Here is a 26,125-nt window from a genome sequence, read left to right on the forward strand (position 1 = left end):
ATCCTGTTAGGCAAGCCCGAAAGGCGCTGAGTTTGGCATAGAACCCCCGCTGCACGAAAGTGTGAGGTGTCCGCCAGACGCAGTCTTCGCTATAATCCGCGACCTGCCCACGCCGCAGGCTCGCCGAGCACATGTTTATTCCGGTCTGGGCCGCCATTATCCCGGTCTACACAGGGCCTGAAAGGATCGCGCAATGTTTGAAAACTTAACCGACCGTCTCTCGCAGACGCTGCGCCATGTCACCGGCAAGGCCAAGCTGACCGAGGACAACATCAAAGACACCCTGCGCGAAGTGCGCATGGCGTTGCTCGAAGCCGACGTCGCCTTGCCAGTGGTCAAAGACTTCGTCAATTCGGTCAAGGAGCGCGCTGTCGGCACCGAGGTGTCGCGCAGCCTGACGCCGGGCCAGGCCTTTGTGAAGATCGTCCAGGCCGAGCTCGAAAGCCTGATGGGCGCAGCCAACGAAGACCTGAACCTGAGCGCCGTTCCACCTGCCGTGATCCTGATGGCCGGTTTGCAGGGCGCCGGTAAAACCACCACCGCCGGCAAGCTGGCGCGCTTCCTTAAAGAGCGCAAGAAGAAGTCGGTCATGGTCGTGTCCGCGGACGTTTACCGTCCAGCGGCGATCAAACAGCTGGAAATGCTTGCCGGTGAAGTCGGTGTGACCTTCTTCCCGTCCGACCTGAGCCAGAAGCCGGTCGACATCGCGCAAGCGGCTATTAAAGAAGCAAAACTGAAATTCATCGACGTGGTCATCGTCGACACCGCCGGTCGTCTGCACATCGACGAAGAGATGATGGGCGAGATCAAGGCGCTGCACGCCGCGATCAACCCGGTCGAAACGCTGTTCGTGGTTGACGCCATGACCGGCCAGGATGCTGCCAACACCGCCAAGGCGTTTGGTGATGCACTGCCGCTGACCGGCGTGATCCTGACCAAGGTCGACGGTGATGCCCGTGGCGGTGCCGCACTGTCGGTTCGCGCCATCACCGGCAAGCCGATCAAGTTCATCGGTATGGGCGAGAAGAGCGACGCGCTCGATCCGTTCCACCCTGAGCGTATTGCTTCGCGCATCCTCGGCATGGGCGACGTGCTCAGCCTGATCGAACAGGCCGAAGCCACCCTCGACAAGGACAAGGCCGACAAACTGGCCAAGAAACTGAAGAAAGGCAAAGGCTTCGACCTCGAAGACTTCCGCGATCAGTTGCAGCAAATGAAAAACATGGGCGGCCTCGGCGGCCTCATGGACAAACTGCCGAACATCGGCGGCGTCAACCTGGCGCAAATGGGCAATGCCCAGGGTGCGGCAGAAAAGCAATTCAAGCAGATGGAAGCCATCATCAACTCCATGACCCCGGCCGAGCGCCGCGACCCTGAGATGATCAGCGGTTCGCGCAAGCGCCGGATTGCCATGGGTTCCGGCACTCAGGTGCAGGACATTGGTCGCTTGATCAAGCAACACAAGCAGATGCAGAAGATGATGAAGAAATTCTCCGCGAAAGGCGGAATGGCCAAGATGATGCGCGGCATGGGCGGTATGTTGCCCGGCGGCGGCATGCCAAAGATGTAAAGAATTCGCGTCGGCAGTCATGTCGGCGCAACCCCCACACGGAAGTGGGATCTCCAGCAAACCCGCACTTGGCGGGAGCTGACTGGCCGTTTTCAACGACGGCTCTATAGCAAATCTGGATGGCGTCCGATAGGCCGCCGGAAAAAGTCATTTGCAAAAGTCCGGATATTCCTTAGAATATGCGGCCTTTCGGGCACCTATGCCCGCTGTGCCTTTAGATTTGCAGCACCGACTACAGGAACGATGTTCACATGCTAACAATCCGTCTTGCCCTTGGCGGCTCCAAAAAGCGCCCGTTTTACCACTTGACCGTAACCGACAGCCGCAACCCGCGCGACGGTTCGCACAAGGAACAGGTTGGTTTCTTCAACCCTGTTGCTCGTGGTCAAGAAGTCCGTCTGTCCGTGAACCAAGAGCGCGTAGCCTACTGGCTGAGCGTTGGTGCACAACCTTCTGAGCGTGTTGCTCAGTTGTTGAAGGACGCGGCTAAGGCTGCGGCCTGAGCAATATGAACGCGACGCCAGCTGTTGCTGATGATTTGATCGTTATCGGCAAAATTTATTCGGTTCATGGCGTTCGCGGCGAAGTGAAGGTGTATTCCTTTACTGATCCGACAGAAAACCTGTTGCAGTACAAAACCTGGACGCTCAAGCGCGAAGGCAATGTGAAACAGGTCGAGCTGGTCAGCGGACGTGGGAACGACAAGTTCCTGGTCGCGAAGCTCAAGGGTCTTGATGATCGTGAAGAAGCTCGTCTTCTGGCCGGTTACGAGATCTGTGTGCCGCGCAACCTGTTCCCTGAATTGACCGACGGCGAGTACTACTGGTACCAGCTGGAAGGTCTGAAGGTTATTGATCAACTCGGGCAATTGCTCGGGAAAATCGATCATCTTCTGGAAACCGGCGCCAATGATGTAATGGTGGTCAAGCCTTGCGCTGGCAGCCTGGATGATCGCGAACGCCTGTTGCCCTATACGGAGCAATGCGTGTTGGCCGTCGACCTTGCCGCAGGCGAGATGAAGGTGGAATGGGATGCGGACTTCTAAGCGTGGCTAACTTGCGCGTAGAAGTGATCAGTTTGTTTCCCGAGATGTTCTCCGCCATCAGCGAGTACGGCATCACCAGTCGGGCGGTGAAACAGGGGCTCTTGCAGCTCACCTGTTGGAACCCGCGAGACTACACGACGGATCGACATCACACTGTGGATGATCGCCCATTTGGCGGTGGTCCGGGCATGGTGATGAAGATCAAGCCCCTGGAAGATGCTCTGGTTCAGGCCAAAGCAGCAGCCGGGGAGGCGGCGAAGGTAATTTACCTGTCCCCCCAAGGCCGTCAACTGACTCAGTCGGCGGTGCGCGAGTTGGCGAATCTGGATGCATTGATCCTGATTGCCGGCCGCTATGAAGGCATTGACGAGCGATTTATTGAAGCTCATGTCGATGAAGAGTGGTCGATTGGCGACTATGTACTGTCTGGCGGCGAGCTGCCGGCGATGGTCCTGATCGATGCGGTTACACGACTGCTGCCTGGAGCTTTAGGGCATGCGGACTCCGCTGAGGAAGATTCCTTTACGGATGGTTTGCTGGATTGCCCGCACTACACCCGACCGGAGGTGTATGCGGATCAGCGTGTTCCCGACGTGTTGCTAAGTGGCAATCACGCGCATATCCGGCGTTGGCGTTTACAGCAGTCCCTTGGTAGGACCTTTGAACGACGCGCCGATCTTCTGGAAAGCCGCTCGCTTTCTGGAGAAGAGAAGAAGCTGCTCGAGGAATACATCCGCGAGCGGGACGATAGTTAACAACGTATCGATGGTAGATCCGACGATTTACCTTAGGAGCACAGCATGACTAACAAAATCATCCTTGCACTCGAAGCAGAGCAGATGACCAAAGAGATCCCTACCTTTGCCCCGGGCGACACCATTGTCGTTCAGGTGAAAGTGAAGGAAGGCGACCGTTCGCGTCTGCAAGCGTTCGAAGGTGTTGTTATCGCCAAGCGTAACCGCGGCGTAAACAGTGCATTCACCGTTCGTAAAATCTCCAACGGTGTTGGCGTAGAGCGTACTTTCCAGACCTACAGCCCGCAAATCGACAGCATGGCCGTTAAACGTCGCGGTGACGTACGTAAAGCCAAGCTGTACTACCTGCGTGACCTGTCCGGTAAAGCAGCTCGCATCAAGGAAAAACTGGCTTAAGTCCAGCTTCCGATGCAGAAAAAAGCAGCCTTCGGGCTGCTTTTTTGTTGCCTGCGATTTACGCTGCCGCGCTATCTTCAGGCTGAATCAATGCCAACACCGTCCACCCTGCCGAAGGTTTAAGCGCACTGTCCGGCGTCACCACATGCACCCAGCCGCTGTCATCGCGAGCAAACAGTAACGTCGCCCGCTCACCATGCAACGCCTGATACTCCTCCCAGCCAAAGCCCTCGGTCAGATGCGTGCTGTACAGCTCCGCCCCCTGATGCAGCTGATTGGCCAGTTTTACGTAAGTTAACTCCTCATTGCCCAGCAAACGCCCGCGATGCTCATGGCTGGCGCGATGCTTGTCGGTGCGTCGGCTCTCCTGACCGCTGGCCAGCCCGAACAAGCGTTGATGACCAAAGTCATGACGAAAGCGCATCGACGCCAGTGTGTTCAGTTCGCCGGACGGCGATAGCGTCAGCAAATGTCCCAGTCCGACCAGGTCCAGGTGCGCGTCCGCATGCTGCGACGCCGGATTGCCGAAGTACGTCGGCAAGCCCTCCATGCGCGCCGCTCGAATATTTTCCCAGCTCGAGTCCGTCAGGAGCACTCGACTGCCCAGTTGTTGCAAGGCTTTGCCCAAGGTTCGCGCCGGAGCGTTGGCCCCGACGATCAGAAAGCCGCTGGGCGCCGGTTCAGCCACTTTCAGCAAGCGCGCCAACGGTCGCGCTGTGGCACTTTGCAGCACCACCGTGCCAATGATCACGGCAAACGTCAGCGGCACCAGCAGCAAGGCACCTTGGTGACCGGCCTCATGCAGGCGAATCGCGAAAATCGCTGACACGGCCGCCGCGACAATCCCGCGCGGGGCTATCCACGACAGCAGCGCCCGTTCGCGCCAGCTCAGATTCGAGCCGAGGGTGGAGAGCGTCACGTTCAAGGGACGTGCGATGAACTGAATGATCAGCAGCAGAATCAGCACCAGCGGCCCGAGGCCGATCATGGCGTTCAGATCGAGGCGCGCCGCCAGCAAGATGAACAGCCCCGAAATGAGGAGCACGCTGAGGTTTTCCTTGAAGTGCAGGATATGCCGCACATCCACCCCTTTCATGTTGGCCAGCCACATGCCCATCAAGGTCACGGCCAGCAGTCCGGACTCGTGCATCACTTCGTTGGCGGTAATGAAAATGCCCAGCACCGCGGCCAGCGCGGCCAGATTGTGCAGGTACTCCGGCAGCCACTGGCGCCGAATGATCATGCCGAGCACCCAGCCACCGGCCACCCCGAACACGCCGCCGCACAGAATCACGCCGCCAAAGGTCAGCAAGCTATGGCTCAAGCCTTCACCCGCGGCGCTGGCGATGATGAAGCTGTAGACCACCACGGCGAGCAAGGCACCAATCGGGTCGATGACGATGCCTTCCCAGCGCAGGATGTTGGCGATCGACGCTTTGGGCCGCACCACGCGCAACATCGGCACGATCACCGTGGGGCCGGTGACCAGCGTCAGGCTGCCGAACAAGATGGCGAGCAACCAGTCGAAACCCAGCAGGTAATGGGTCGCGACGGCGATGACCACCCAGGTCGAGAGCGCGCCGATGGTGACCAGTCGATGCACCACGCTACCTATCTCGCGCCATTCCGACAGGTGCAGCGTCAGGCTGCCTTCAAACAGGATCAGCGCCACCGCCAGCGACACCAGCGGCATCAATAGCGGCCCGAACATGGCCTGCGGGTCGAGCCAGCCCAGAATCGGCCCCACCAGAATGCCGGTGAGCAGCAGGAAAAGAATCGCCGGCAATTTCAGGCGCCACGCCAGCCACTGACAACCCAACGCCGCTGCGCCGATACCGCCAATCGCCAACAGAATCTGCTGTTCGTTCATTGAAGCTCCTGTTCCTTGAAGTAGCGGGCTATGAAAGACTAGCGGCCATTTATTCCGTTCACCCTTTTTTCGCACGCTGTCTCAAGACTGCGTGTCTAGAGCGATCATGCCTGCTATCGATCATCCCCTGATAGACCAATTCCTCGACGCCCTGTGGCTGGAGAAAGGTCTTTCCGACAACACCCGCGATGCCTACCGCAGTGACCTGGCCCTGTTCAACGGCTGGCTGCAGGAGAAGGGCCTGGAGTTGGTCAATGCCGGTCGCGAGTTGATCCTCGATCACCTGGCCTGGCGTCTCGAGCAGAACTACAAACCCCGTTCCACCGCGCGATTTCTCTCAGGTGTGCGTGGCTTTTATCGCTATCTGCTGCGGGAAAAACTGATCGCCGTCGACCCGACCTTGCGCGTCGACATGCCTCAGTTGGGGAGGCCGTTGCCTAAATCCCTGTCGGAAGCCGACGTAGAAGCCTTGCTCAAGGCGCCGGATCTAAGCGAGGCCATCGGCCAGCGTGACCGCGCCATGCTCGAAGTGCTTTACGCCTGTGGTTTGCGAGTGACCGAGCTGATCAGCCTGACGCTGGAGCAAGTCAACCTGCGCCAGGGTGTGCTCAGGGTGATGGGCAAGGGCAGCAAGGAGCGACTGGTGCCGATGGGGGAGGAGGCGATTGTCTGGGTCGAACGCTACATGCGCGACGCCCGTGGCGAGCTGCTCGGTGGTCGTCCCAGTGATGTGTTGTTTCCCAGTCAGCGCGGCGAGCAAATGACCCGCCAGACCTTCTGGCACCGCATCAAGCACCAGGCCAAGGTCGCCGGGATCGGCAAGTCGCTGTCGCCCCACACCTTGCGCCATGCCTTCGCCACGCATCTGCTCAACCACGGCGCCGACCTGCGTGTGGTGCAAATGCTGCTCGGCCACAGCGATTTGTCGACGACCCAGATCTACACCCACGTCGCCCGGGCGCGCTTGCAAGACCTGCATGCCAAACATCACCCCCGCGGTTAACACAGGACTCTGTAGCAGCCGGACGCAGGCTGCGCCAGCCGCTACATAAAGCGTCGTGCACCGTGAGCGAAATGTCGTGCATCAGGCGCATTCGGCCACACGGACCTTATGTGGTAGGCTTTGCCGGTTTGTACGATGGGCGGTTATGACCCGGTGTTTCGGCACGGGCGTTCTGATCGTCCCATTTGTCCGCCTTCAGGAGTTCTCATGCGTCTGACCCAGATTTTCGCCGCCGCCGCCATTGCGTTGGTCAGCACCTTTGCCGTCGCCGATGACGCGGCCGACAAAGCCATTCGTAAAAGCCTGGAAAACCTCCAGCTCGAAGTACCGGTAGAAAGCATCTCTGCCAGTCCGCTGCCGGGCCTGTACGAAGTCAAACTGCAAGGCAGCCGCGTGCTCTACGCCAGCGCCGATGGCCAATATGTGGTTCAGGGCTACCTGTTCCAGCTCAAGGACGGCAAACCGGTCAACCTGACCGAGAAGACCGAACGCCTGGGCGTGTCCAAACTGGTCAACGCAATCCCTGTCGCGGAAACTGTGGTCTACCCGGCCATCGGTGAAACCAAGTCGCACATTACCGTGTTCACCGACACCACCTGCCCGTACTGCCACAAACTGCACGCCGAAGTGCCTGAGCTGAACAAGCGCGGCATCGAAGTGCGCTACGTCGCGTTCCCGCGTCAGGGCCTGGGCTCGCCGGGTGACGAGCAACTGCAAGCGGTCTGGTGCTCGAAAGACAAGAAAGCGGCCATGGACAAAATGGTCGACGGCAAGGAAATCAAGGCCGCCAAGTGCGATAACCCGGTTTCCAAACAGTTCGCCCTCGGTCAGTCGATCGGCGTGAACGGCACACCGGCCATCGTTTTGGCCGACGGTCAGGTCATTCCGGGCTACCAGCCTGCGCCACAAGTCGCCAAACTGGCATTGGGCGCGAAGTAAATTCGCATCGTCACGGTCAGCCATTGACGATCGTGGTCCGGCAGCGTCATCGCCAGGCCATTAATAGAGAGCCGCGAGCACGCGGCTGTTTTCACGGCCGACCTTGAGTCGGCCGTTTTATGGGGAGTTCACAGTGAAACCGGTCAAAGTAGGCATCTGTGGGTTAGGAACCGTCGGTGGCGGTACCTTCAACGTACTTCAGCGCAACGCCGAGGAAATTGCTCGTCGTGCCGGGCGTGGAATCGAAGTGGCACAAATTGCCATGCGCACGCCAAAGCCTCAGTTCCAGACGACCGGTATTGCGATTACCAACGATGTCTTCGAAGTGGCCACGAACCCTGAGATCGACATCGTTATAGAGCTGATGGGCGGCTACACCGTTGCCCGCGAGCTGGTACTCAAGGCCATCGAGAATGGCAAGCATGTGGTCACCGCGAACAAGGCATTGATTGCCGTTCACGGTAATGAAATTTTCGCCAAGGCTCGCGAGAAAGGCGTGATCGTGGCGTTCGAAGCGGCTGTGGCCGGTGGCATTCCGGTGATCAAGGCGATCCGTGAAGGCCTGTCCGCCAACCGCATCAACTGGGTCGCCGGCATCATCAACGGCACCGGCAACTTCATCCTCACTGAAATGCGTGAGAAAGGTCGCACCTTCGAAGACGTGCTGGCCGAGGCGCAAGCCCTGGGCTACGCCGAAGCCGATCCGACCTTCGACGTTGAAGGTATTGATGCCGCTCACAAGCTGACGATCCTGGCGTCCATCGCGTTCGGTATCCCGCTGCAGTTCGACAAGGCTTACACCGAAGGCATCACCAAGCTGACCACCGCTGACGTGAATTACGCCGAAGCGCTGGGCTACCGCATCAAGCACCTCGGCGTGGCTCGCAGCACTGCGGCCGGTATCGAGTTGCGTGTGCATCCGACGCTGATTCCGGCCGATCGTTTGATCGCCAATGTCAACGGCGTGATGAACGCCGTCATGGTCAATGGCGATGCTGCCGGTTCGACCCTGTTCTACGGCGCAGGTGCCGGCATGGAGCCGACTGCTTCGTCGGTGATCGCCGACCTGGTGGACGTGGTTCGCGCCATGACCTCCGACCCGGAAAACCGCGTACCGCACCTGGCCTTCCAGCCGGATTCGTTGTCGGCGCATCCGATCCTGCCGATCGAAGCCTGCGAAAGCGCCTACTACCTGCGCATTCAGGCCAAGGACCATCCGGGCGTGTTGGCCCAGGTGGCGAGCATCCTCTCGGAGCGCGGCATCAACATCGAATCGATCATGCAGAAAGAAGTGGAAGAGCATGACGGTCTGGTGCCGATGATCCTGCTGACGCACCGTGTGCTGGAACAGCACATGAACGACGCGATTGCCGCCCTTGAAGCGTTGACGGGTGTGGTCGGTCCGGTTGTACGGATCCGCGTCGAGCACCTGAACTAAACAAAAGCAGCGGCAAGCTGCGAGCTCCAAGCGGCAAGTCAAAGGCAGTCCGGCTTTTACTTGCAGCTTGTAGCTTGAAACTTGAAGCTCAAACCAAAGGTTTGCCCCTATGCGTTATATCAGTACCCGCGGCCAGGCACCGGCCCTGAATTTCGAAGACGTCCTGCTGGCCGGTCTCGCCACCGAAGGCGGTCTGTACGTCCCGGAAAACCTGCCACGATTCACCCAGGAAGAAATCGCTTCGTGGGCCGGCCTGCCGTATCACGAGCTGGCTTTCCGGGTGATGCGCCCGTTCGTTACCGGCAGCATCCCGGACGCCGATTTCAAAAAAATCCTCGAAGAAACCTACGGTGTGTTCTCGCACAGCGCCGTTGCGCCGCTGCGTCAGCTGAACGGCAACGAATGGGTTTTGGAGCTGTTCCACGGCCCGACCCTGGCGTTTAAAGACTTTGCCCTGCAACTGCTCGGTCGTTTGCTCGACTACGTGCTGGAAAAGCGCGGGGAACGCGTGGTAATCGTTGGCGCCACCTCCGGTGATACCGGTTCGGCCGCCATCGAAGGCTGCAAGCACTGCGAAAACGTCGACATCTTCATCCTGCACCCGCACAACCGTGTGTCCGAAGTGCAGCGTCGCCAGATGACTACCATCTTCGGCGAGAACATCCACAACATCGCCATCGAAGGCAACTTCGATGACTGCCAGGAAATGGTCAAGGCGAGCTTCGCCGACCAGAGCTTCCTCAAAGGCACACGCCTGGTCGCGGTGAACTCGATCAACTGGGCGCGGATCATGGCCCAGATCGTTTACTACTTCTATGCATCGCTGCAACTGGGTGGCCCGGCGCGTTCGGTATCGTTCTCGGTGCCGACCGGTAACTTCGGCGACATCTTCGCCGGTTACCTGGCGCGCAACATGGGCCTGCCGATCAATCAGTTGATCGTCGCCACCAACCGCAACGACATCCTGCACCGCTTCATGAGCGGCAATCAGTACGTCAAGGAAACCCTGCACGCCACGCTGTCGCCGTCGATGGACATCATGGTCTCGTCGAACTTCGAGCGCCTGCTGTTCGACCTCCACGGTCGCAACGGCGCAGCGATTGCCGGGCTGATGGACAGCTTCAAGCAGGGTGGCGGTTTCAGCGTCGAACAGGAACGCTGGACCGAAGCCCGCAAGCTGTTCGATTCCCTGGCCGTGGATGACGCACAGACCTGCGAAACCATCGCCGAAGTGTACGAACAAACTGGCGAGCTGCTGGACCCGCACACCGCCATCGGCGTGAAGGCTGCGCGCGAGTGCCGTCGCAGTCTGGACATTCCAATGGTGATCCTTGGGACGGCCCATCCGGTCAAATTCCCGGATGCCGTGCAGAAAGCGGGTGTAGGAAAAGCGCTTGAACTCCCTACACATCTTTCTGATTTGTTTGAGAGAGATGAGCGTTGCACCGTGTTGCCAAACGACCTGAAAGCCGTGCAGGCCTTTGTCAGTCAGCATGGCAACCGTGGCAAGCCGTTGTAACCGCTAAAAGCTGTCACATTTTGAAGCCCGTCTCCTGACGGGCTTTCTCATTTCTGCGTGCCACACTTGTTGCGTTTTCGCCCCATGAAGGACGGGCGAGTTGATCGCGAAGGAAGTGGTAATGCAGTTTTTCAAAAGGCTCGGACCAGCCGTGTGCTGGATGTTTTTAGTCAGTGTCATGGGCTTTACCCACGCGGCGCTGGCAGCGCAATGGGTGAATTCCGAGGCGAAGGAGGCGGTTGTCGATGCGACGATCAAACTCGACGCAGAGGAATTGCGATGGATTGCCGAGCACCCGCAAGTCACCGTCGCATCGGTGCAGTACCCGTTGTATCTGTTCAAGGATGAGCACGGCCGATGGAGTGGCTTGAACAACGATCTGCTCAATCGCATCAGTGCCATGACAGGCTTGAAGTTTGTTCACGAAGAATCGTTTTCCACTGATCAGATGCTCGGGCGTCTGGAAAGCGGCGCCGCGGACATGAGCACGACACTGGCAGTGAATGACGAACGCAAAGGCTTTCTGGATTTCAGTCATGCCTTTGGTGGTGCTGGCTGGGTGTTCGTGGGGCGGGCAGAAGAACCTCTGGTGCAGTCCCTCGAGCAGTTGTCGAAAAAAGTCCTGGTGCTGCCGACCCGGCATGCACTCGAAGGTACGATTCGCCACGACTATCCGGCGATCGAACTGCGCTCGGTCAAAACCTATGCCGAAGCCAGGGCATTGGTTGAAAGCGGTGAAGCCTTTGCCACCATCGAAAATGAAATCGGGGCGCAGCTGTATCCGCTGGGGCAACTCAAGGTCGGGCGTGCGGTGGAGGGCAAATGGGAGGCCGATCATCTGGCCGTACGCAAAGGTCAGTCGCCGTTGCTGAGCATCCTCAACAAGGCGCTTGAGGCCTTTCCACCTGCCGAGTTGCGGGCCATTCGCTTGACGTGGCTCAGCGGAATCGGATCAATGAAGACGCCCACCCTCTGGCAGCGGCTTAGCGATTGGGGGTGTTGGGGCTTGGTTGTCGTCGGTCTTTTTGGTCTGCTTTCATTGCTCTGGAACCGACGCCTGGCCGGCTTGAACCAGCAACACCTGAACGACGAGATGAACCTCAACGATCAACTCGCCTTCCAGCATGCCTTGATGGATGCCATGCCCGATCCGGTGTTTGTACGTGATCTGCAAGGGCGTTTGATCATGTGCAACAAAAGTTATGAAGAGAGTCTGGCAACCCGTTTCGACCAGATTCAGGGGCGACAGTTGATCGAACTCGATCTCCTGCCCAAAGTGACGGCAGAGCGCTTGCATGCAGAGTTCATTACCCTGTTGAGTACACGCAAGCCCCGGTTCGTTGAGCGTCAATTGGAGTTCAAGCACGGTGTCAGGGATATCTATCAGTGGACGGTGCCGTTCTACAGCGGCGATGGCCAATTGCGCGGTCTACTCGGAGGCTGGACGGATAAAGACAGGCGGCGGGGTAAGTGATGCGGCTGTTTTTTCCCTGTCATCTTTGCCGTGCATGCTCTATCGACCAGAGGCGCCGACGCGCCTGCGCCTGGAAATCCAGAACTTTCTTCTCGGGCCAGTGGTCATTAACTGTGAGCACGCCCCAGGCACTTTGTTTTCGGACTATTGAGTGGTGATCGAGATGGAAAGTATCAGTCTATTGCTCGGTGAGGCACTGAGCCCGTATCAGGTCACGCTGACCCCGTCGGGTGCCCATGGCGAATGCCTGGTGACGTTGAAGAATGCGACCGGCGCGATAGTGGTGGAACGCGCCTTCAATCAGGCTCAGTTGACCGACAAGCGTCTGCTGACCGATGTCGTCGACGGATTGCACCGCGACGTGCTCATTGCCGAAGGACGGCTGGAGCCCTGTGTTATCGCGGCGTTGCGTAATGCAGCCCAGGAGAAAATGCTGGCTCGCAGAAATTGACGTGATTGTTGTGGGAACCTTCCTGCGCTTAGGTCAGTCAGACCATGTAACAGCAGGATCAAGCATTGTGCTCCGGTGCTTGTAGCTTGCTGCTACTGGTCTTTATGTAGGCCACGTTTAACCCCGAGTCGTCTCCCCACTTCTCGGGGTTTCTTTTTGCCCGCGATTTGTCAGTGCTCGGCCTGATGCTCGAAAAACGCCTTGGTTTCTGCCAGATAATCCTTACGCCTTTCGGGATCGAGCCAGTCGGCATACAACGGGTCCAGTCGCTCATGAGGCAGTGTGCGCAATAGCTGGTTTATTCTGCTGATCGCCTGGCGTCCCTGGTCTGTATTGGTGCAACCGATGTGCCCGGACATGTATTTGCCCGTGCCCTTGATCGGATAAAACGCCAGTTCATCATCGGAAATGTGCTCTTGACGAGCCAGGTAGCGAATTTCTGGCCAGTAACCCAGCACCACCTGCAATCGTCCCAGACGTTGCATCTGCAACAGGCTGCCGAGCGCATCGTTGCCGTAGTGAGGCGTCAGAGCACCGGCCGGTGCCTGCTTTAGCAATGCATCGAGGACTTGTCCGTAACTGCGCTCGGCCACCACGCCGACTTTCTTGCCACTGCCGGCCAACAGCGCTGCCAAATCGACTTCACCATCGCTCAGAAACGGTTCCAGCACGGGTCGATTTTCCTTGCGAACCACAAGTCCATTGCTCACGGCGCGGAAGGCTGGAATCGAAAAGGCGATCCACTGTTCCCGCTCCTTGGTCCAGACCAGCGAGGGATCGCAGGTAAACGACGGTTCGTGAAGCATCTGCATACCGCGGGCGCGGTTGACCCGCATCAGGATGTGTTCGTATTGCGGCATGCCGGCAATCAACAGCGGCAGCATCTGATCGATGATCCCCTGACCTTTTTTCGGGCCCTCGAAGATCATCGTCGGTGGCAAATCACGCAGCAACCAGATCAGCGTCTCTTTAGGTTGCGCCGAGACGGGGAGTGCCAGCCCGGCCAACAGCCAGAAAGCCGCCATTGCGCACCCGTTGCGGGGGGCGTGGAGGGCTGATGAAAGCAGGCGCTTCAGCTTAGATGGCTCCGTCTTCACGCAGCTTTTCGATCTGTACCTTGTCGTAACCAAGATCGTGCAGTACCTGCGCATTGTGTTCGCCCAACTGCGGCCCGACCCATTCCGAAGTGCCAGGTGTCTCTGAGAGTTTCGGCACAATGCCCGGCATCTTGAAATCTTTACCGTCCGGAAGCTTGGCCTGCAGGAACATTTCCCTGGCCAGGTATTGCGGGTCGCTGAACATGTCTTCGGCACTGAAGATCCGGCTGGCCGGCACGTCAGCGTGATTCAGCCGTTCGATCACGGTATCCAGCGGCAGTGAATTGACCCAGCGATCGATCACGCCGTAAATCTCGTCACGACGGCTGTCACGTCCGTCGTTGCTGGCCAGTACCGGGTCATTGGCCAGGTCTTCGCGGCCGATGATCAGCATGAACCGTTTGAAAATCGCATCACCGTTGGCGCCGATCTGCACATGTTTGCCGTCGGCGCTGGTGTGGATCGAAGAGGGTGTGATGCCCGGCATGATGTTGCCGGTGCGTTCGCGAATGAAACCAAACACATCGAACTCCGGCACCATGCTTTCCATCATGGCGAAGATGGCTTCGTACAACGCCACGTCGACCACTTGGCCGAGGCCGCCGTTCACTTCGCGATGACGCAGGGCCATCAGCGCGCCGATTACGCCCCAGAGTGCTGCAATCGAGTCACCGATGGAAATCCCGGTGCGCACCGGTGGTCGGTCTTCGAAACCGGTGATGTAGCGCAAGCCGCCCATGGACTCACCGACCGCGCCGAAACCTGGCTGGTCCTTCATCGGCCCGGTCTGACCAAAACCGGAGAGACGTACCATCACCAGTTTCGGGTTCAACGCGTGCAGGACGTCCCAACCCAGGCCGAGCTTTTCCAGCACACCGGGGCGAAAATTCTCGATCAGGATGTCCGCTTCAGCGAGCAGTTTTTTCAGAATCGCCAGGCCATCCGGGTGTTTCAGGTTCAGGGTCAGGGACTTTTTATTGCGCGCCTGGACGAACCACCACAGCGAGGTGCCTTCGTACAGTTTTCGCCATTTGCGCAATGGATCGCCACCGTCGGGGGATTCGATCTTGATCACTTCGGCGCCAAACTCGCCGCAAATGCGCGAGGCAAACGGCCCGGCGATCAACGTACCCAATTCGATGACTTTCAGACCTGAGAGCGGTTTTCCGGTGAGCGGCATGCGGGATCCTGTAGGACAAAGGCTGAGCAGAGATAGCGTTTTAACATAGCCGAACGTCAGACGAGCAAGCAGAATCGCCTTCAGTTCGATGATTGCCTACAGCATCGGTTAGACTTGCCGCCTTTCCTCGTATCAAGAAGCCCGTTCATGGCCCAGCCGTCCACGACCTACAAGTTTGAACTGAACCTCACCGACCTCGACCGCAGCATCTACGAGACCGTGAAGCAGACCATCGCCCGTCACCCTTCGGAAACCGAAGAGCGCATGACCGTGCGGCTGTTGGCCTACGCCTTCTGGTACAACGAGCAGCTGTCATTCGGTCGTGGTCTGTCAGACGTGGATGAACCTGCCCTGTGGGAAAAGAGCCTGGACGACCGCGTCCTGCACTGGATCGAAGTCGGCCAGCCAGACGCCGATCGCCTGACCTGGTGCTCGCGTCGCACCGAACGCACCAGCCTGTTGGCTTATGGCAGCCTGCGCGTCTGGGAAACCAAAGTGATCCCTGCGATCAAAAACCTGAAGAACGTGCACATTGCTGCCGTGCCTCAGGAAATCCTGGAAACCCTGGCCAAAGACATGCCACGGGTGATCAAGTGGGACGTGATGATCAGCGAAGGGACGATTTTCGTCACCGACGACCGTGGTCAGCACGAAGTCCAGTTGCAATGGCTGCAAGGCGAGCGCGGCTAATACTGCGCTGGCAACAGACTCATCCCACGTAATCAAGAGAAGCTTCCGTCACCCCATGCGTATCGAACCTCGCCTGTTGCCCGACACCCTGCCATTTCTCGGTGATTTGCCGCCGCTGCTGACCCGCCTGTACGCGGCGCGGGGCGTGCTGACCGAGGCTGAACTGGACAAGAGCCTGGCGCGGCTGATTCCGTTCCAGCAGCTCAAGGGCATCGATGCCGCCGTGGATTTGCTGGTGACGGCGCTGGAACAGCGCCAGCGCATTCTGATCGTCGGCGACTTTGACGCCGATGGTGCCACGGCCAGTACCGTGGGCGTGTTGGGCTTGCGCCTGCTGGGTGCGGCTCACGTCGACTATCTGGTGCCAAACCGGTTTGAGTACGGCTATGGCCTGACGCCGGAAATTGTCGAAGTCGCGTTGACCCGTACGCCGCAATTGCTGATCACCGTGGACAACGGAATTTCCAGTGTCGAAGGCGTGGCGGCGGCGAAAAAGGCCGGTCTCAACGTGCTGGTCACCGACCACCACTTGCCCGGCGATGAAATGCCGCTGGCCGATGCCATCGTCAATCCGAACCAGCGAGGGTGTGATTTCCCGAGCAAGGCATTGGCCGGTGTCGGGGTGATTTTCTATGTACTGATGGCGCTGCGTGCGCGTTTGCGCAGCCTTGGCTGGTACGAGAGCAAGCCGCAGCCGAACATTGGCGAGTTGCTGGACCTGGTGGCGCTGGGCAGCGTCGCCGACGTGGTGCCGCTGGATGCCAACAACCGGATTCTGGTCCATCAAGGTCTGGAACGGATTCGCGCCGGGCGTGCGCGGCCGGGGATCAAGGCGATTCTCGAAGTCGCCAAGCGTGAGCCGGCGCGCATCACCTCTACCGATCTGGGCTTCATTGTCGGCCCGCGCCTTAACGCGGCAGGGCGGCTGGACGACATGAGCCTGGGCATCGAATGCCTGCTCACCGACGACGCGGGGCTGGCGCGGGAAATGGCCGTGCAACTCGACGGCATGAACCAGGACCGCAAATCCATCGAACAGGGCATGCAGCGCGAAGCGCTGGCGCAACTGAAGGATTTGCCGGTCGAGTCGATGCCGTTCGGTTTGTGCCTGTTCGATCCCGAGTGGCACCAGGGTGTCATCGGCATCCTTGCTTCACGGATGAAAGAGCGCTATTTCCGCCCGACCATCGCCTTTGCCGATGCCGGTGACGGCTTGCTCAAGGGCTCGGGGCGTTCGGTTCAGGGGTTCCACATTCGCGACGCGCTGAGCGTGGTGGCCGCGCAACATCCCAACCTGATCAGCAAGTACGGCGGCCACGCGATGGCGGCCGGGCTGACGCTACCGGAAGCGAATTTTCCGCTGTTTGCCGAGGCCTTTGATGCGGAAGTGCGTCGGCAATTGCGTGAAGAAGACCTGACCGGCCGGCTGCTGTCGGACGGCACGCTGGCGGTCGAAGAGTTCCACCTCGAACTGGCGCGGGCCCTGCGTCATGCCGGTCCTTGGGGGCAGCACTTTCCGGAGCCGCTGTTCCATGGCGTGTTCCAACTGGTTGAGCAGCGCGTTGTCGGTGAACGCCACCTGAAAGTGGTACTGAAAAGCGAATGCGGTTCGGTGAAACTCGACGGCATCGCTTTCGGCATCGACCGTGATATCTGGCCGAACCCGACCATCAAGTGGGTGGAACTGGCCTACAAACTCGACCTCAACGAGTTTCGCGGTAACGAAACCGTGCAGTTGATGATTGCCCACATCGAACCGCGGTGACCCCATCGCGGGCAAGCCTTGCTCCTACAGGCGCATGGCGTGCCCGCGATAGCGATCTTCCTGGCGCCAAATATCCCAGGAACCCTCCCTCATCCCCCGATGTCGACTAGGCTCTAAGCACTGCTTGATTATCCTTGTGACGTCTTGTCGAATTTTTTGCCCGCGGGGGCGGGTGCTGCGCCTTTTTCCTGTCACTCGTCGACTTTTCAAACAGAACCCTGGAGCCTGCCCACTGATTCGAGAGGTGCCCCATGAGTCTGCTGCTTGAACCCTATACCCTGCGTCAATTGACCCTGCTCAACCGTATCGCGGTCTCCCCGATGTGCCAGTACTCCAGCGTCGATGGGCTGGCCAATGACTGGCACCTTGTCCACCTCGGCAGTCGTGCGGTCGGTGGCGCCGGCCTGGTGTTTACCGAAGCAACCGCCGTCACCGCCGACGGGCGCATCACCGCTCAAGACCTTGGCCTGTGGACTGACGAGCAGATCGAACCCCTGCAACGCATTACCCGCTTCATCGCCGCTCAGGGCGCTGTGGCCGGCATCCAGTTGGCACACGCCGGGCGCAAGGCCAGCACTCATCGGCCGTGGCTCGGCAAACATGGCAGCGTTAAACCCGAAGACGGCGGCTGGGTGCCGGTAGGCCCGTCGACTATTGCTTTCGACCCGCAGCACACGCACCCAAGGCAACTCGAAGAAAGCGAGATCGCTGAGGTCATTCAGGCTTTTGTCGCTGCTGCCCAGCGTGCATTGACCGCCGGATTCAAAGTGGTCGAAATCCACGCCGCCCACGGTTACCTGTTGCATCAATTTCTGTCGCCCCTGAGCAATCAGCGCCGCGATCAATACGGTGGTTCATTCGAGAATCGCATCCGACTGGTGCTGCAAGTCACCGAAGCGGTGCGTGCGGTATGGCCTGAAGAACTGCCGCTGTTCGTGCGGGTATCGGCCACCGATTGGGTGGAAGATGGCTGGAACCCGGATGAAACCGTGGAGCTGGCGCGCCGCCTCAAAGGGCTGGGCGTGGACCTGATCGACGTGTCCTCGGGCGGTACGGCGGCCAATGCCGAAATTCCGACAGGACCCGGTTATCAAACCCGCTTCGCCGAGCGCGTGCGCAAGGAGTCGGGCATTGCCACCGGCACGGTCGGCATGATCACCGAGCCGGCCCAGGCCGAACATATCTTGCGCACATGCCAGGCGGACATCATCTTCCTGGCGCGAGAACTGCTGCGCGATCCGTATTGGCCGCTGCATGCCGATGATGATTTAGGCGGGCGCAAGGCTATCTGGCCTGCGCAATACCAGCGGGCGACGCACCGGGATCAGCCGATACATGAGTCGGATTTGCGTGACTGAATGCGGCTGTAAAACCAAAAAGCCCCGATCGATGTGATCGGGGCTTTTGCGTTTCTGGGCGGGAACATTTGTCGCCTGTCAGGCCGTCTTCGCGGGCAAGCCCGCTCCCACAGGGTTCAGTAGAGTTCACTCCTTTTGTGCAACACAGCCGATCCTTGTGGGAGCGGGCTTGCCCGCGAAGAGGCCCGCCCAGACAACCCTTAACTTCAGGTGTACTTACGCTTATCCGGCGCCGGCGGAAAGTACTGATACAACCAGGTCTCACTCAACGTCCGGTCATTGGTCCGGATGAACAACCGCAGCTCTACCGGCTCCACGCTGTCATTGGTCGGGAACCAGTCAAAGGTAATGCGATAACCCTTGATGTCGTCCAGCACCAACACATTGAAATCCTTCACCTGCCCGTTCGAGCACGTCACCACGGGCTCGATCCCTGCGCCTTCCGGCAAGCGATCCAGACCGCCACCGGTGAAGTCCACCGCAAAGCGCCGCGCCCAGACTTCCGGGTAATGCTCGCCCGGCGCCCAGCCTTCGGTGAAGCCGCCCATGCCCGAACGGGTCGCATTGACCCGCGCCAGCGGCGTGCCGACCGGAGGCAGCGCGCTCCAGTAGAGCTTGTAGCCGTAATTCAGGGAATCACCGGCCGCGACCGGTTTTTTCGGGGTCCAGAACGCGACGATGTTATCCAGCGTCTCGCCGGTGGTAGGAATTTCCAGCAGATCGATAGAGCCTTCGCCCCACGCCGTTGTCGGTTCTACCCACAGGCTCGGACGCTTGCTGTACCAATCGACGGTGTCCTGGTAGCTGGCGAACTCATGGTCGGTCTGTACCAGGCCGAAACCTTTCGGATCGGTGTCGGCAAAGGCATTGAATTGCAGTGTCGCGGGGTTGTTCAGCGGGCGGCAGATCCACTCACCGTTGCCGCGCCACATCGCCAGACGATCCGAGTCGTGGATCTGCGGGTGAATGGTGTCGCACATGCGCCGCTCATGGGTGCCGCAGCTGAACATGCTGGTCATCGGCGCGATGCCCAGTTGCTCGATGGCGGTACGCGCGTTGATGTGGGCATCGACAGCCATGACCACCTGACTGGCCTGGCAATCGATGTCGAAACGGTAAGCACCGGTCGCGCTCGGCGAATCCAGCAGGGCGTAGACCACGAAACGGGTGCTGTCCTTGTCCGGCGTCTCGAACCAGAACTTGGTGAAGTCCGGAAACTCCTCGCGCTTCTTGGCGTACGTATCAATCGCCAACCCGCGCGCCGACAGACCGTACTGGCCGGTGGCGTCTACCGCACGGAAGTAACTCGCGCCGAGGAAAGACAACACATCGTGCCGGTCCAGCTCCGGAGCCTTGAACAGCTTGAACCCGGAAAACCCCAGGTCGCCCGTCAGCTGCTTGGTGTCGACCGTGGTTTTTTCATAGTTGAACAGTGAAGGGCGGAAATGCACCTCCCGCGCCTGACGCGTCTTGGGATCGACGCTGTACATGCGCACCGGCTGCTTGAACCCCATGCCGACGTGGAAAAACTGCACGTCCAGCTGACCGTTCAAATCCTTCCACAGTGAGTGATTCGCGTCGTAGCGGATCGCGTTGAAGTTCTGCGGCGTCATGGTCGCCAGCGTCGGCGGCAGCACCTGCTTGGTGTCCTGATAGCGGTTGCCGGCGAGCTGCTTGGCCTGAATCTTCAGCGCTTCAAAATCGAACGCTTGAGCCTCGCCATCCGCCGTACCGTTGCCCGCCCAGGCACGGCTGGCCAACAGGCCGGTGGCGGACAAACTGGTGTAGGCCGCGATGGCCATGGACGCTTTGAGCAAATTCCTGCGATGCATAAGTACAACCTGTCGTGAGCAATCCCGCGCCGTTCCTGGCACGTGCTGGATCAAAAATAACGGTTCGGACATGCCTTCGACCAAACGCAACGGACTGTAAAGAGATGCCAAATAGCTTAAACCGTTCGATCACAGACCAAAATTGATGGATAGCACTTTGATGGTTCGGCAATGAAACAAGACATTTCGGTTCATTTTTCTGACAGCGCCTTCTGATTTATAGGGCATTTCTGCTTTTTTTGACTAATTACTCTAAAAACCGCTTTTCAGTGCCGGGAATGTTCCTATTCTGTGCTCATGACCGGCTTCAGCCCTTAAGGCCGGCGACAAACAAAAAGGAGAGGGCGATGCGGTTTTTGAAGTTTTCTCGGTCTTATAGAAGGACATCGTCGATGACAAAAGTACAAGGCATCACCGAAATGTTAGGCATTCTTCCTTGCCTGGCCAGCGGCCGGCGAAGGCGCCGACTCAGCCCGGACGAAATGAAGTTGTTGGAACGGTATCGAGAGCTGTCGGAGAGCGACCGGATTGCGATGCGGTATCTGGTGGATGCGATGCGGACTGTTTCGCGGTTTTGAGGGTTGGAGATTAAGTCTTGTTGGAAAGCCAAGGGGCGGACTGTGAAGTCTGCCCCTTTTTCATCTTTTACCCCGCATCGCTGCGGGCTGAGCAAGTATGTTTACCGACTAGCCTTCCAAGCGTCCCCCGAAGGCGCAGTCCCGTGGTCATACGGCTTGGCCATCCACATGTACAACAAGCCCAAACCAATCACGATCGCCGTGCTCAGCACCATGGCGTAGTTGATGTACCACGCTGCATCCGGTGTGCGTGGCCAGGCCATGTTGACGATCGCGCCGACGCCGTAGGCCAGCGCGCCGATGTTTACCAGCCAGCCCCAGGCACCGAGGGTGAATTTGCCGCTCGGTTTCCAGCCTTTCATGCGGGCATAGAGGGCCCCGAGCACGATCATCTGGAAGGCCAGGTAGATGCCGATCGCCGCGAAGCTGACGATGGTTGCCACTGCATCCTGCAGGAAGAAGCCGAGGATGATGATCAGCGCCGGCAGGACACCGGAGACGAACAGCGCCGCTACCGGCACCTGAGTGGCTGTAGAGATCTTTTTCAGCAGTGAGCTGCCGATGATCATTTCATCGCGTGCGTAGGAGTACAGCAGACGGCTCGCCGCCGCTTGCAGGCTGATGACGCAGGAGATAAAGGAAATCATCACCACGCCCATCACCACTTTCGAACCGACCGGGCCGAAGGCGTTGTTGAGGATGGTGGTGACCGGGTCTTTGTCGGTGCCGTTGATCACGGCTTGCATGTCCGGCACGGCGAGGATCAGCGCCAGGCAGGCGAACATCGCTGCGATGCCGCCGATGTAGATGGTCATGCGCATGGCCACCGGGATTTTCTTGCTCGGGTTCGGGGTTTCTTCGGCCACATCGCCGCAGGCCTCGAAGCCGTAGTACAGGAACATCCCCGCCAGCGAAGCGGTGAGGAAGGCGGGCAAGTACGAGCCGTCGACGCTGATGTCGAAGGTGTTGAACAACACGCTGAGCGGCTGATGACGCTCGAACACCAGCAGGTAAACGCCGACGATCACCGCGCCGACCAGCTCGCACAGAAAACCGAACATGGCGATACGCGCCAGTACCTTGGTGCCGCTGAGGTTGACCAGGGTGGCGAACAGCGTGAGGAACAGGGCGATGATGATGTTGGTGTTGTTGCTCGGCTCAAAACCCATCATGGCGGCCAGGTACGGACCGGCACCGACGGCAACGGCGGCGATGGTGACGCACAGGGCGATGGAGTAGATCCAGCCGACCATCCACGCCCAGCGTTTGCCCACCAAGCGGCGGGCCCACGGGTAGACGCCACCGGAAATCGGGAATTGCGAAACCACTTCACCGAAGATCAGGCACACCAGCAACTGGCCGCAACCGACCAGCAAATAGGCCCAGAACATCGGTGGCCCGCCTGCGGCCAGACACAGGCCGAAGAGGGTATAAACCCCTACGACCGGCGAGAGGTAAGTGAAGCCCAGGGCGAAGTTTTCCCACAGACTCATGCTGCGATTGAAGTTCGACGTGTAACCCAGTTTGCGTAACTGCTCGGCGTCGCTGTCGGCGACGGCTACAGCGAGTTCGGGTGTTGTACTCATAGTGTGTCAGCTCCGGAAAATCGGCAGATTTCGGATGTCCGAAACCGTGGCGGAGCCGTGAGGCGCTGCCCGGATCGGTGGTTATTGTTTTGGCTTCTTTGGGGTGGAACCTGGGTGATGCTAAGTGCCGGTTTCTTCCTTGAGTTTGCGGTGATGCCATCGCGGCGGTGCGGCGATCCGACAAGCCCGGCTCCCACAGGTCTTGCGCAATCCCTGTGGGAGCTGGCTTGCCTGCGATGCTTTTAGTGCTTGAACATCACATGCCGGACGACGGTGTAGTCCTCCAGGCCATACATCGACATGTCCTTCCCGTAACCGGACAGTTTCTGACCGCCATGCGGCATTTCACTGACCAGCATGAAATGCGTATTCACCCACGTGCACCCGTACTGCAAGCGAGCAGACATCCGATGGGCGCGGCCGACATCCGCGGTCCAGACTGACGACGCCAGGCCGTAGTCCGAATCGTTGGCCCAGCCCAGCACCTGCGCTTCATCGGTGAATTGGGTCACCGACACCACTGGCCCGAACACTTCGCGGCGAACGATTTCGTCATCCTGATGCGCATCGGCCAACACGGTCGGCTCGAAGAAGAACCCGTTGCCTTCCACAACCTTGCCGCCGGTGATCAGGCGAATGTGCGGTTGCGCGATAGCGCGCTCGACAAACCCGGCCACACGGTCGCGGTGTTGCGCGGTGATCAGCGGCCCCAGTTCGGTCGATGGATCATCCTGCAAACCGTACTTGATGCTGCTGACCGCCTCGCCGAGTTTCTCGACGAATTTTTCGTAGATGCCAGCCTGCGCATAGATGCGGCACGCGGCGGTGCAGTCCTGGCCGGCGTTGTAGAAACCGAAGGTGCGGATGCCTTCCACGGCGGCGTCGATGTCGGCGTCATCGAAGATGATCACCGGGGCCTTGCCGCCCAATTCCATGTGCATGCGTTTGACGCTGTCGGCGGTGCTGGAAATGATGTTCGAGCCCGTGGCAATCGAGCCGGTCAGCGACACCATGCGCACTTTCGGGTGGGTGACCAATGGGCTGCCAACCGATGGACCACGACCAAACACCAGGTTGAGTACGCCGGCCGGGAAAATGTCCGACGCCAGTTCGGCCAGACGCAGGGCGGTCAGCGGGGTTTGCTCCGACGGCTTGAGCACCACGGTATTACCGGCGGCCAGGGCGGGGGCGATTTTCCAGGCGACCATCATCAGCGGGTAGTTCCACGGCGCGATGGAGGCGATCACGCCGACCGGGTCGCGGCGGATCATCGAGGTGTGGCCCGGCAGGTATTCCCCGCCCGCCGAACCGCTCATGCAACGGCTGGCGCCGGCGAAGAAACGGAACACGTCGGCAATGGCCGGGATCTCGTCGTTCAGCGCGGCGCTGTAGGGTTTGCCGCAGTTGTCCGATTCCAGTTTGGCCAGCTCTTCGCCATGGGCTTCGATGGCGTCCGCGAGTTTGAGCAGCAGCAGAGAACGTTCTTTCGGTGGGGTTTGCGACCAGCTGTCGAAGGCAGCATCGGCGGCGCGCACGGCCGCATCGACCTGGGCTTCGCTGGCTTCATTGATTTCCACCAACACGCGACCGAGGGCCGGGTTGAATACGGGTTGGGCGGGGCCTTCGCCGTCGATCAGTTGGCCGTTGATCAAGAGTTTGGTTTGCATGGTTCTGTCCTCTTCAAAACTATTGTTGTTCTTCTGTGGAAATCAGGCCCTGTGGGAGCGGGCTTGCCCGCGATAGCGGTTTTACAGTCGACACATGTGTTGAATGTCAGTCAGTCATCGCGGGCAAGCCCGCTCCCACAGAGATAATTGTTGTCTGTGAGTTGTTTACTTACCGCCGCTCCCGGCAACACTCTCGCCACCCCGGGTCAGGTAATAGGCGCCAAGGATCGGCAGCATGGTCACCATCATCACCAGCATCGCGACGACGTTGGTCACCGGCACGTCCCGAGGGCGGCTGAGCTGGTTGAGCAGCCACAGCGGCAGGGTGCGTTCATGGCCGGCGGTGAAGGTGGTGACGATGATTTCGTCGAACGACAGGGCAAACGCGAGCATGCCGCCAGCCAGCAACGCCGAGCCGAGGTTCGGCAGGACGATGTAGCGGAAGGTCTGCCAGCCATCGGCACCGAGGTCCATCGAGGCTTCGATCAAACTGTGCGAAGTGCGGCGCAAACGGGCGATGACGTTGTTGTAGACGATCACTACGCAGAAGGTCGCGTGGCCGACGATGATGGTGAACATCCCGGGCTCGATCCCCAGCGTCTTGAAGGTCGCCAGTAATGCGATCCCGGTGATGATCCCCGGCAACGCAATCGGCAGGATCAGCATCAGCGAGATGCCTTGTTTGCCGAAGAAGTCCCGGCGGTACAACGCCGCTGAAGCGAGGGTGCCAAGGACCATGGCGATCAAGGTCGCGATGGAGGCGATCTCCAGCGAGAGCTTGATTGCTTCCAGCACGTCCGGCCGCGAGAACGCCACGCCGATCCACTTCAGGGTGAAACCCTTGGGAGGAAAGCTGAACGCGGCGTCTTCGGTATTGAAGGCGTAGAGGAAGATGATCAGGATCGGGAAGTGCAGAAACACCAACCCGCCCCAGGCTGCGATTTTCAGGCCCAAAGAGGCTTTCTCAGAGTGCATCGAAGGCCCCCAGTCGTTTGACGATAGTCAGGTAGATGGCGATCAACACAATCGGCACCAGGGTGAAGGCCGCCGCCATTGGCATGTTGCCGATCGCGCCTTGCTGGGCGTACACCATGCTGCCGACGAAGTAGCCCGGTGGGCCGACCAGTTGCGGCACGATGAAGTCGCCCAGGGTCAGGGAAAAGGTGAAGATCGAACCGGCGGCAATGCCCGGAATCGACAGCGGCAGAATCACTTGCATGAAGGTCTGGCGCGGTTTGGCGCCGAGGTCTGCCGAGGCTTGCAACAGCGATGGCGGCAGACGTTCCAGCGACGCCTGGATCGGCAGGATCATGAACGGCAGCCAGATGTAGACAAACACCATGAAGCGACCCAGATGCGAGGTCGACAAGGTGCTGCCGCCCACGCCCGGAATGCCCAGCACAAACTGCAACACCGGCTCCAGCCCCAAGTGCTGAACGAACCACTGTGCGACACCGCCCTTGGCCAGCAGCAAGGTCCAGGCATACGCCTTGACGATGTAACTGGCCCACATCGGCATCATCACCGCGATATAGAAAAACGCCTTGGTCTTGCCGGTGGTGTAGCGCGCCATGTAGTAGGCGATCGGGAACGCGACGATGGCGCTGGCGATGGAGACGACGACGGCCATGCTCAAGGTGCGCAGGATAATGTCGAAGTTCGACGGCTGGAACAGCGCCGCGAAGTTCGCCAGGGTCAGGTCGGGTGTGACCGCCATGGTGAAGTCATCGAAGGTGTAGAAACCTTGCCACAACAGCACCAGCAACGAGCCGAGGTAAATAGCGCCGAACCATAGCAGCGGCGGCACCAGCAGCATCGACAGGTACAGGTTCGGCCGGCGATACAACAGGTTGGAAAACCTGCGCAACGGCGAACCGTTGGCCGGGGTTTGAGGGATAGCCACGGTGTTCAT

At 59.3% G+C, this 26,125-nt stretch carries 23 protein-coding genes; 15 read left to right on the forward strand and 8 right to left on the reverse strand.

Features of this window, described 5'->3' with window-relative positions; genetic code table 11:
• Window positions 1-193: 193 nt before the first annotated feature.
• From ffh to rplS, 5 genes are all read left to right on the forward strand, one after another.
• Entirely contained in the window at window positions 194-1,570 is a 1,377-nt protein-coding gene (gene ffh / locus D882_RS0120170; RefSeq protein ID WP_027924907.1) for a signal recognition particle protein, read from the forward strand.
• A 251-nt stretch (window positions 1,571-1,821) separates the two neighbouring features.
• Entirely contained in the window at window positions 1,822-2,073 is a 252-nt protein-coding gene (gene rpsP / locus D882_RS0120175) for a 30S ribosomal protein S16 (RefSeq protein WP_007944872.1), read from the forward strand.
• A 5-nt stretch (window positions 2,074-2,078) separates the two neighbouring features.
• On the forward strand, window positions 2,079-2,615 hold the full coding sequence (rimM, locus tag D882_RS0120180) for a ribosome maturation factor RimM (RefSeq protein ID WP_008014731.1): 537 nt from the start codon (window positions 2,079-2,081) through the stop codon (window positions 2,613-2,615).
• Window positions 2,597-3,370, forward strand: a complete 774-nt coding sequence (gene trmD / locus D882_RS0120185; protein WP_154503229.1) for a tRNA (guanosine(37)-N1)-methyltransferase TrmD — start codon at window positions 2,597-2,599, stop codon at window positions 3,368-3,370. The genes rimM and trmD overlap by 19 nt, the downstream gene beginning before the upstream one ends.
• 45 nt (window positions 3,371-3,415) lie before the next feature.
• The gene (gene rplS, locus D882_RS0120190) at window positions 3,416-3,766 is read left to right on the forward strand and encodes a 50S ribosomal protein L19 (RefSeq protein ID WP_003175895.1); all 351 of its coding nucleotides are present in this window, start codon (window positions 3,416-3,418) and stop codon (window positions 3,764-3,766) included.
• Between the two features lie 58 nt (window positions 3,767-3,824).
• On the opposite strand, the gene D882_RS0120195 is transcribed toward rplS, so the two are convergent.
• Window positions 3,825-5,636, reverse strand: coding sequence for a sodium:proton antiporter (locus D882_RS0120195; RefSeq protein ID WP_027924908.1), 1,812 nt, complete (start codon window positions 5,634-5,636; stop codon window positions 3,825-3,827).
• 106 nt (window positions 5,637-5,742) lie between these two features.
• Here D882_RS0120195 and xerD point away from each other — a divergent pair, with 106 nt between their 5' ends.
• The 6 genes from xerD to D882_RS0120225 all read left to right on the forward strand — a co-directional run bounded on the left by xerD (window position 5,743) and on the right by D882_RS0120225 (window position 12,460).
• Entirely contained in the window at window positions 5,743-6,639 is an 897-nt protein-coding gene (gene xerD, locus D882_RS0120200) for a site-specific tyrosine recombinase XerD (RefSeq protein ID WP_027924909.1), read from the forward strand.
• Between the two features lie 207 nt (window positions 6,640-6,846).
• Window positions 6,847-7,578: a bifunctional protein-disulfide isomerase/oxidoreductase DsbC gene (gene dsbC, locus D882_RS0120205; protein ID WP_010462985.1), complete on the forward strand. Its 732-nt coding sequence runs from the start codon at window positions 6,847-6,849 to the stop codon at window positions 7,576-7,578.
• Window positions 7,579-7,711: 133 nt separating this feature from the next.
• Window positions 7,712-9,016: a homoserine dehydrogenase gene (locus D882_RS0120210; RefSeq protein WP_027924910.1), complete on the forward strand. Its 1,305-nt coding sequence runs from the start codon at window positions 7,712-7,714 to the stop codon at window positions 9,014-9,016.
• Window positions 9,017-9,125: 109 nt separating this feature from the next.
• On the forward strand, window positions 9,126-10,535 hold the full coding sequence (thrC, locus tag D882_RS0120215; protein ID WP_027924911.1) for a threonine synthase: 1,410 nt from the start codon (window positions 9,126-9,128) through the stop codon (window positions 10,533-10,535).
• A gap of 121 nt (window positions 10,536-10,656) precedes the next feature.
• Entirely contained in the window at window positions 10,657-12,009 is a 1,353-nt protein-coding gene (locus D882_RS0120220; protein ID WP_027924912.1) for a transporter substrate-binding domain-containing protein, read from the forward strand.
• Window positions 12,010-12,172: 163 nt separating this feature from the next.
• Entirely contained in the window at window positions 12,173-12,460 is a 288-nt protein-coding gene (locus D882_RS0120225; RefSeq protein ID WP_027924913.1) for a DUF3509 domain-containing protein, read from the forward strand.
• A gap of 170 nt (window positions 12,461-12,630) precedes the next feature.
• Here the strand turns inward: D882_RS0120225 and D882_RS0120230 are convergent, their stop codons facing one another.
• Window positions 12,631-13,557, reverse strand: coding sequence for a TIGR02285 family protein (locus tag D882_RS0120230; protein ID WP_027924914.1), 927 nt, complete (start codon window positions 13,555-13,557; stop codon window positions 12,631-12,633).
• Window positions 13,538-14,737, reverse strand: a complete 1,200-nt coding sequence (locus tag D882_RS0120235) for a CaiB/BaiF CoA-transferase family protein (RefSeq protein ID WP_027924915.1) — start codon at window positions 14,735-14,737, stop codon at window positions 13,538-13,540. Before D882_RS0120235 ends, D882_RS0120230 begins: the two co-directional genes overlap by 20 nt.
• A 147-nt stretch (window positions 14,738-14,884) precedes the next feature.
• On the opposite strand from D882_RS0120235, the gene D882_RS0120240 reads away from it, so the two are divergent.
• The 3 genes from D882_RS0120240 to D882_RS0120250 all read left to right on the forward strand — a co-directional run bounded on the left by D882_RS0120240 (window position 14,885) and on the right by D882_RS0120250 (window position 18,550).
• Window positions 14,885-15,427, forward strand: a complete 543-nt coding sequence (locus tag D882_RS0120240) for a YaeQ family protein (protein WP_027924916.1) — start codon at window positions 14,885-14,887, stop codon at window positions 15,425-15,427.
• A 55-nt stretch (window positions 15,428-15,482) separates the two neighbouring features.
• Entirely contained in the window at window positions 15,483-17,192 is a 1,710-nt protein-coding gene (gene recJ, locus D882_RS0120245; RefSeq protein ID WP_027924917.1) for a single-stranded-DNA-specific exonuclease RecJ, read from the forward strand.
• A gap of 251 nt (window positions 17,193-17,443) precedes the next feature.
• Window positions 17,444-18,550, forward strand: a complete 1,107-nt coding sequence (locus D882_RS0120250) for an NADH:flavin oxidoreductase/NADH oxidase (protein WP_027924918.1) — start codon at window positions 17,444-17,446, stop codon at window positions 18,548-18,550.
• A gap of 206 nt (window positions 18,551-18,756) precedes the next feature.
• Here D882_RS0120250 and D882_RS0120255 read toward each other — a convergent pair whose 3' ends face one another.
• On the reverse strand, window positions 18,757-20,382 hold the full coding sequence (locus D882_RS0120255; RefSeq protein ID WP_027924919.1) for a glucan biosynthesis protein D: 1,626 nt from the start codon (window positions 20,380-20,382) through the stop codon (window positions 18,757-18,759).
• Between the two features lie 392 nt (window positions 20,383-20,774).
• Here D882_RS0120255 and D882_RS0120260 point away from each other — a divergent pair, with 392 nt between their 5' ends.
• Window positions 20,775-20,960 carry a hypothetical protein gene (locus tag D882_RS0120260; RefSeq protein ID WP_027924920.1) on the forward strand — a complete coding sequence of 62 codons (186 nt, stop codon included), beginning with the start codon at window positions 20,775-20,777 and terminating at the stop codon, window positions 20,958-20,960.
• A 101-nt stretch (window positions 20,961-21,061) separates the two neighbouring features.
• Here the strand turns inward: D882_RS0120260 and D882_RS0120265 are convergent, their stop codons facing one another.
• The 4 genes from D882_RS0120265 to D882_RS0120280 all read right to left on the reverse strand — a co-directional run bounded on the left by D882_RS0120265 (window position 21,062) and on the right by D882_RS0120280 (window position 26,125).
• Window positions 21,062-22,546 (reverse strand): APC family permease, encoded by a 1,485-nt coding sequence (locus D882_RS0120265; protein ID WP_027924921.1) that lies wholly within the window; start codon window positions 22,544-22,546, stop codon window positions 21,062-21,064.
• A 242-nt stretch (window positions 22,547-22,788) separates the two neighbouring features.
• Window positions 22,789-24,213 (reverse strand): gamma-aminobutyraldehyde dehydrogenase, encoded by a 1,425-nt coding sequence (locus D882_RS0120270; RefSeq protein ID WP_027924922.1) that lies wholly within the window; start codon window positions 24,211-24,213, stop codon window positions 22,789-22,791.
• 165 nt (window positions 24,214-24,378) lie between these two features.
• The gene (locus tag D882_RS0120275; protein ID WP_027924923.1) at window positions 24,379-25,188 is read right to left on the reverse strand and encodes an ABC transporter permease; all 810 of its coding nucleotides are present in this window, start codon (window positions 25,186-25,188) and stop codon (window positions 24,379-24,381) included.
• Window positions 25,178-26,125, reverse strand: a complete 948-nt coding sequence (locus tag D882_RS0120280) for an ABC transporter permease (RefSeq protein ID WP_027924924.1) — start codon at window positions 26,123-26,125, stop codon at window positions 25,178-25,180. The genes D882_RS0120275 and D882_RS0120280 overlap by 11 nt, the downstream gene beginning before the upstream one ends.

The sequence above is a fragment of the Pseudomonas sp. URMO17WK12:I12 genome (genome assembly GCF_000514395.1).
GTDB classification, from domain to species: domain Bacteria; phylum Pseudomonadota; class Gammaproteobacteria; order Pseudomonadales; family Pseudomonadaceae; genus Aquipseudomonas; species Aquipseudomonas mucoides.

Coding starts and splice junctions, on each gene's coding strand:
- D882_RS0120235 (WP_027924915.1), bottom strand. CDS start 14,737: ATGCCGCTCACCGGAAAACCGCTCTCAGGTCTGAAAGTCATCGAATTG.
- D882_RS0120265 (WP_027924921.1), bottom strand. CDS start 22,546: ATGAGTACAACACCCGAACTCGCTGTAGCCGTCGCCGACAGCGACGCC.
- D882_RS0120250 (WP_027924918.1), top strand. CDS start 17,444: ATGAGTCTGCTGCTTGAACCCTATACCCTGCGTCAATTGACCCTGCTC.
- thrC (WP_027924911.1), top strand. CDS start 9,126: ATGCGTTATATCAGTACCCGCGGCCAGGCACCGGCCCTGAATTTCGAA.
- rplS (WP_003175895.1), top strand. CDS start 3,416: ATGACTAACAAAATCATCCTTGCACTCGAAGCAGAGCAGATGACCAAA.
- dsbC (WP_010462985.1), top strand. CDS start 6,847: ATGCGTCTGACCCAGATTTTCGCCGCCGCCGCCATTGCGTTGGTCAGC.
- D882_RS0120270 (WP_027924922.1), bottom strand. CDS start 24,213: ATGCAAACCAAACTCTTGATCAACGGCCAACTGATCGACGGCGAAGGC.
- ffh (WP_027924907.1), top strand. CDS start 194: ATGTTTGAAAACTTAACCGACCGTCTCTCGCAGACGCTGCGCCATGTC.
- D882_RS0120220 (WP_027924912.1), top strand. CDS start 10,657: ATGCAGTTTTTCAAAAGGCTCGGACCAGCCGTGTGCTGGATGTTTTTA.
- D882_RS0120275 (WP_027924923.1), bottom strand. CDS start 25,188: ATGCACTCTGAGAAAGCCTCTTTGGGCCTGAAAATCGCAGCCTGGGGC.
- rpsP (WP_007944872.1), top strand. CDS start 1,822: ATGCTAACAATCCGTCTTGCCCTTGGCGGCTCCAAAAAGCGCCCGTTT.
- D882_RS0120260 (WP_027924920.1), top strand. CDS start 20,775: ATGACAAAAGTACAAGGCATCACCGAAATGTTAGGCATTCTTCCTTGC.
- D882_RS0120255 (WP_027924919.1), bottom strand. CDS start 20,382: ATGCATCGCAGGAATTTGCTCAAAGCGTCCATGGCCATCGCGGCCTAC.
- xerD (WP_027924909.1), top strand. CDS start 5,743: ATGCCTGCTATCGATCATCCCCTGATAGACCAATTCCTCGACGCCCTG.
- D882_RS0120280 (WP_027924924.1), bottom strand. CDS start 26,125: ATGAACACCGTGGCTATCCCTCAAACCCCGGCCAACGGTTCGCCGTTG.
- recJ (WP_027924917.1), top strand. CDS start 15,483: ATGCGTATCGAACCTCGCCTGTTGCCCGACACCCTGCCATTTCTCGGT.
- D882_RS0120240 (WP_027924916.1), top strand. CDS start 14,885: ATGGCCCAGCCGTCCACGACCTACAAGTTTGAACTGAACCTCACCGAC.
- D882_RS0120225 (WP_027924913.1), top strand. CDS start 12,173: ATGGAAAGTATCAGTCTATTGCTCGGTGAGGCACTGAGCCCGTATCAG.
- rimM (WP_008014731.1), top strand. CDS start 2,079: ATGAACGCGACGCCAGCTGTTGCTGATGATTTGATCGTTATCGGCAAA.
- trmD (WP_154503229.1), top strand. CDS start 2,597: ATGGGATGCGGACTTCTAAGCGTGGCTAACTTGCGCGTAGAAGTGATC.
- D882_RS0120195 (WP_027924908.1), bottom strand. CDS start 5,636: ATGAACGAACAGCAGATTCTGTTGGCGATTGGCGGTATCGGCGCAGCG.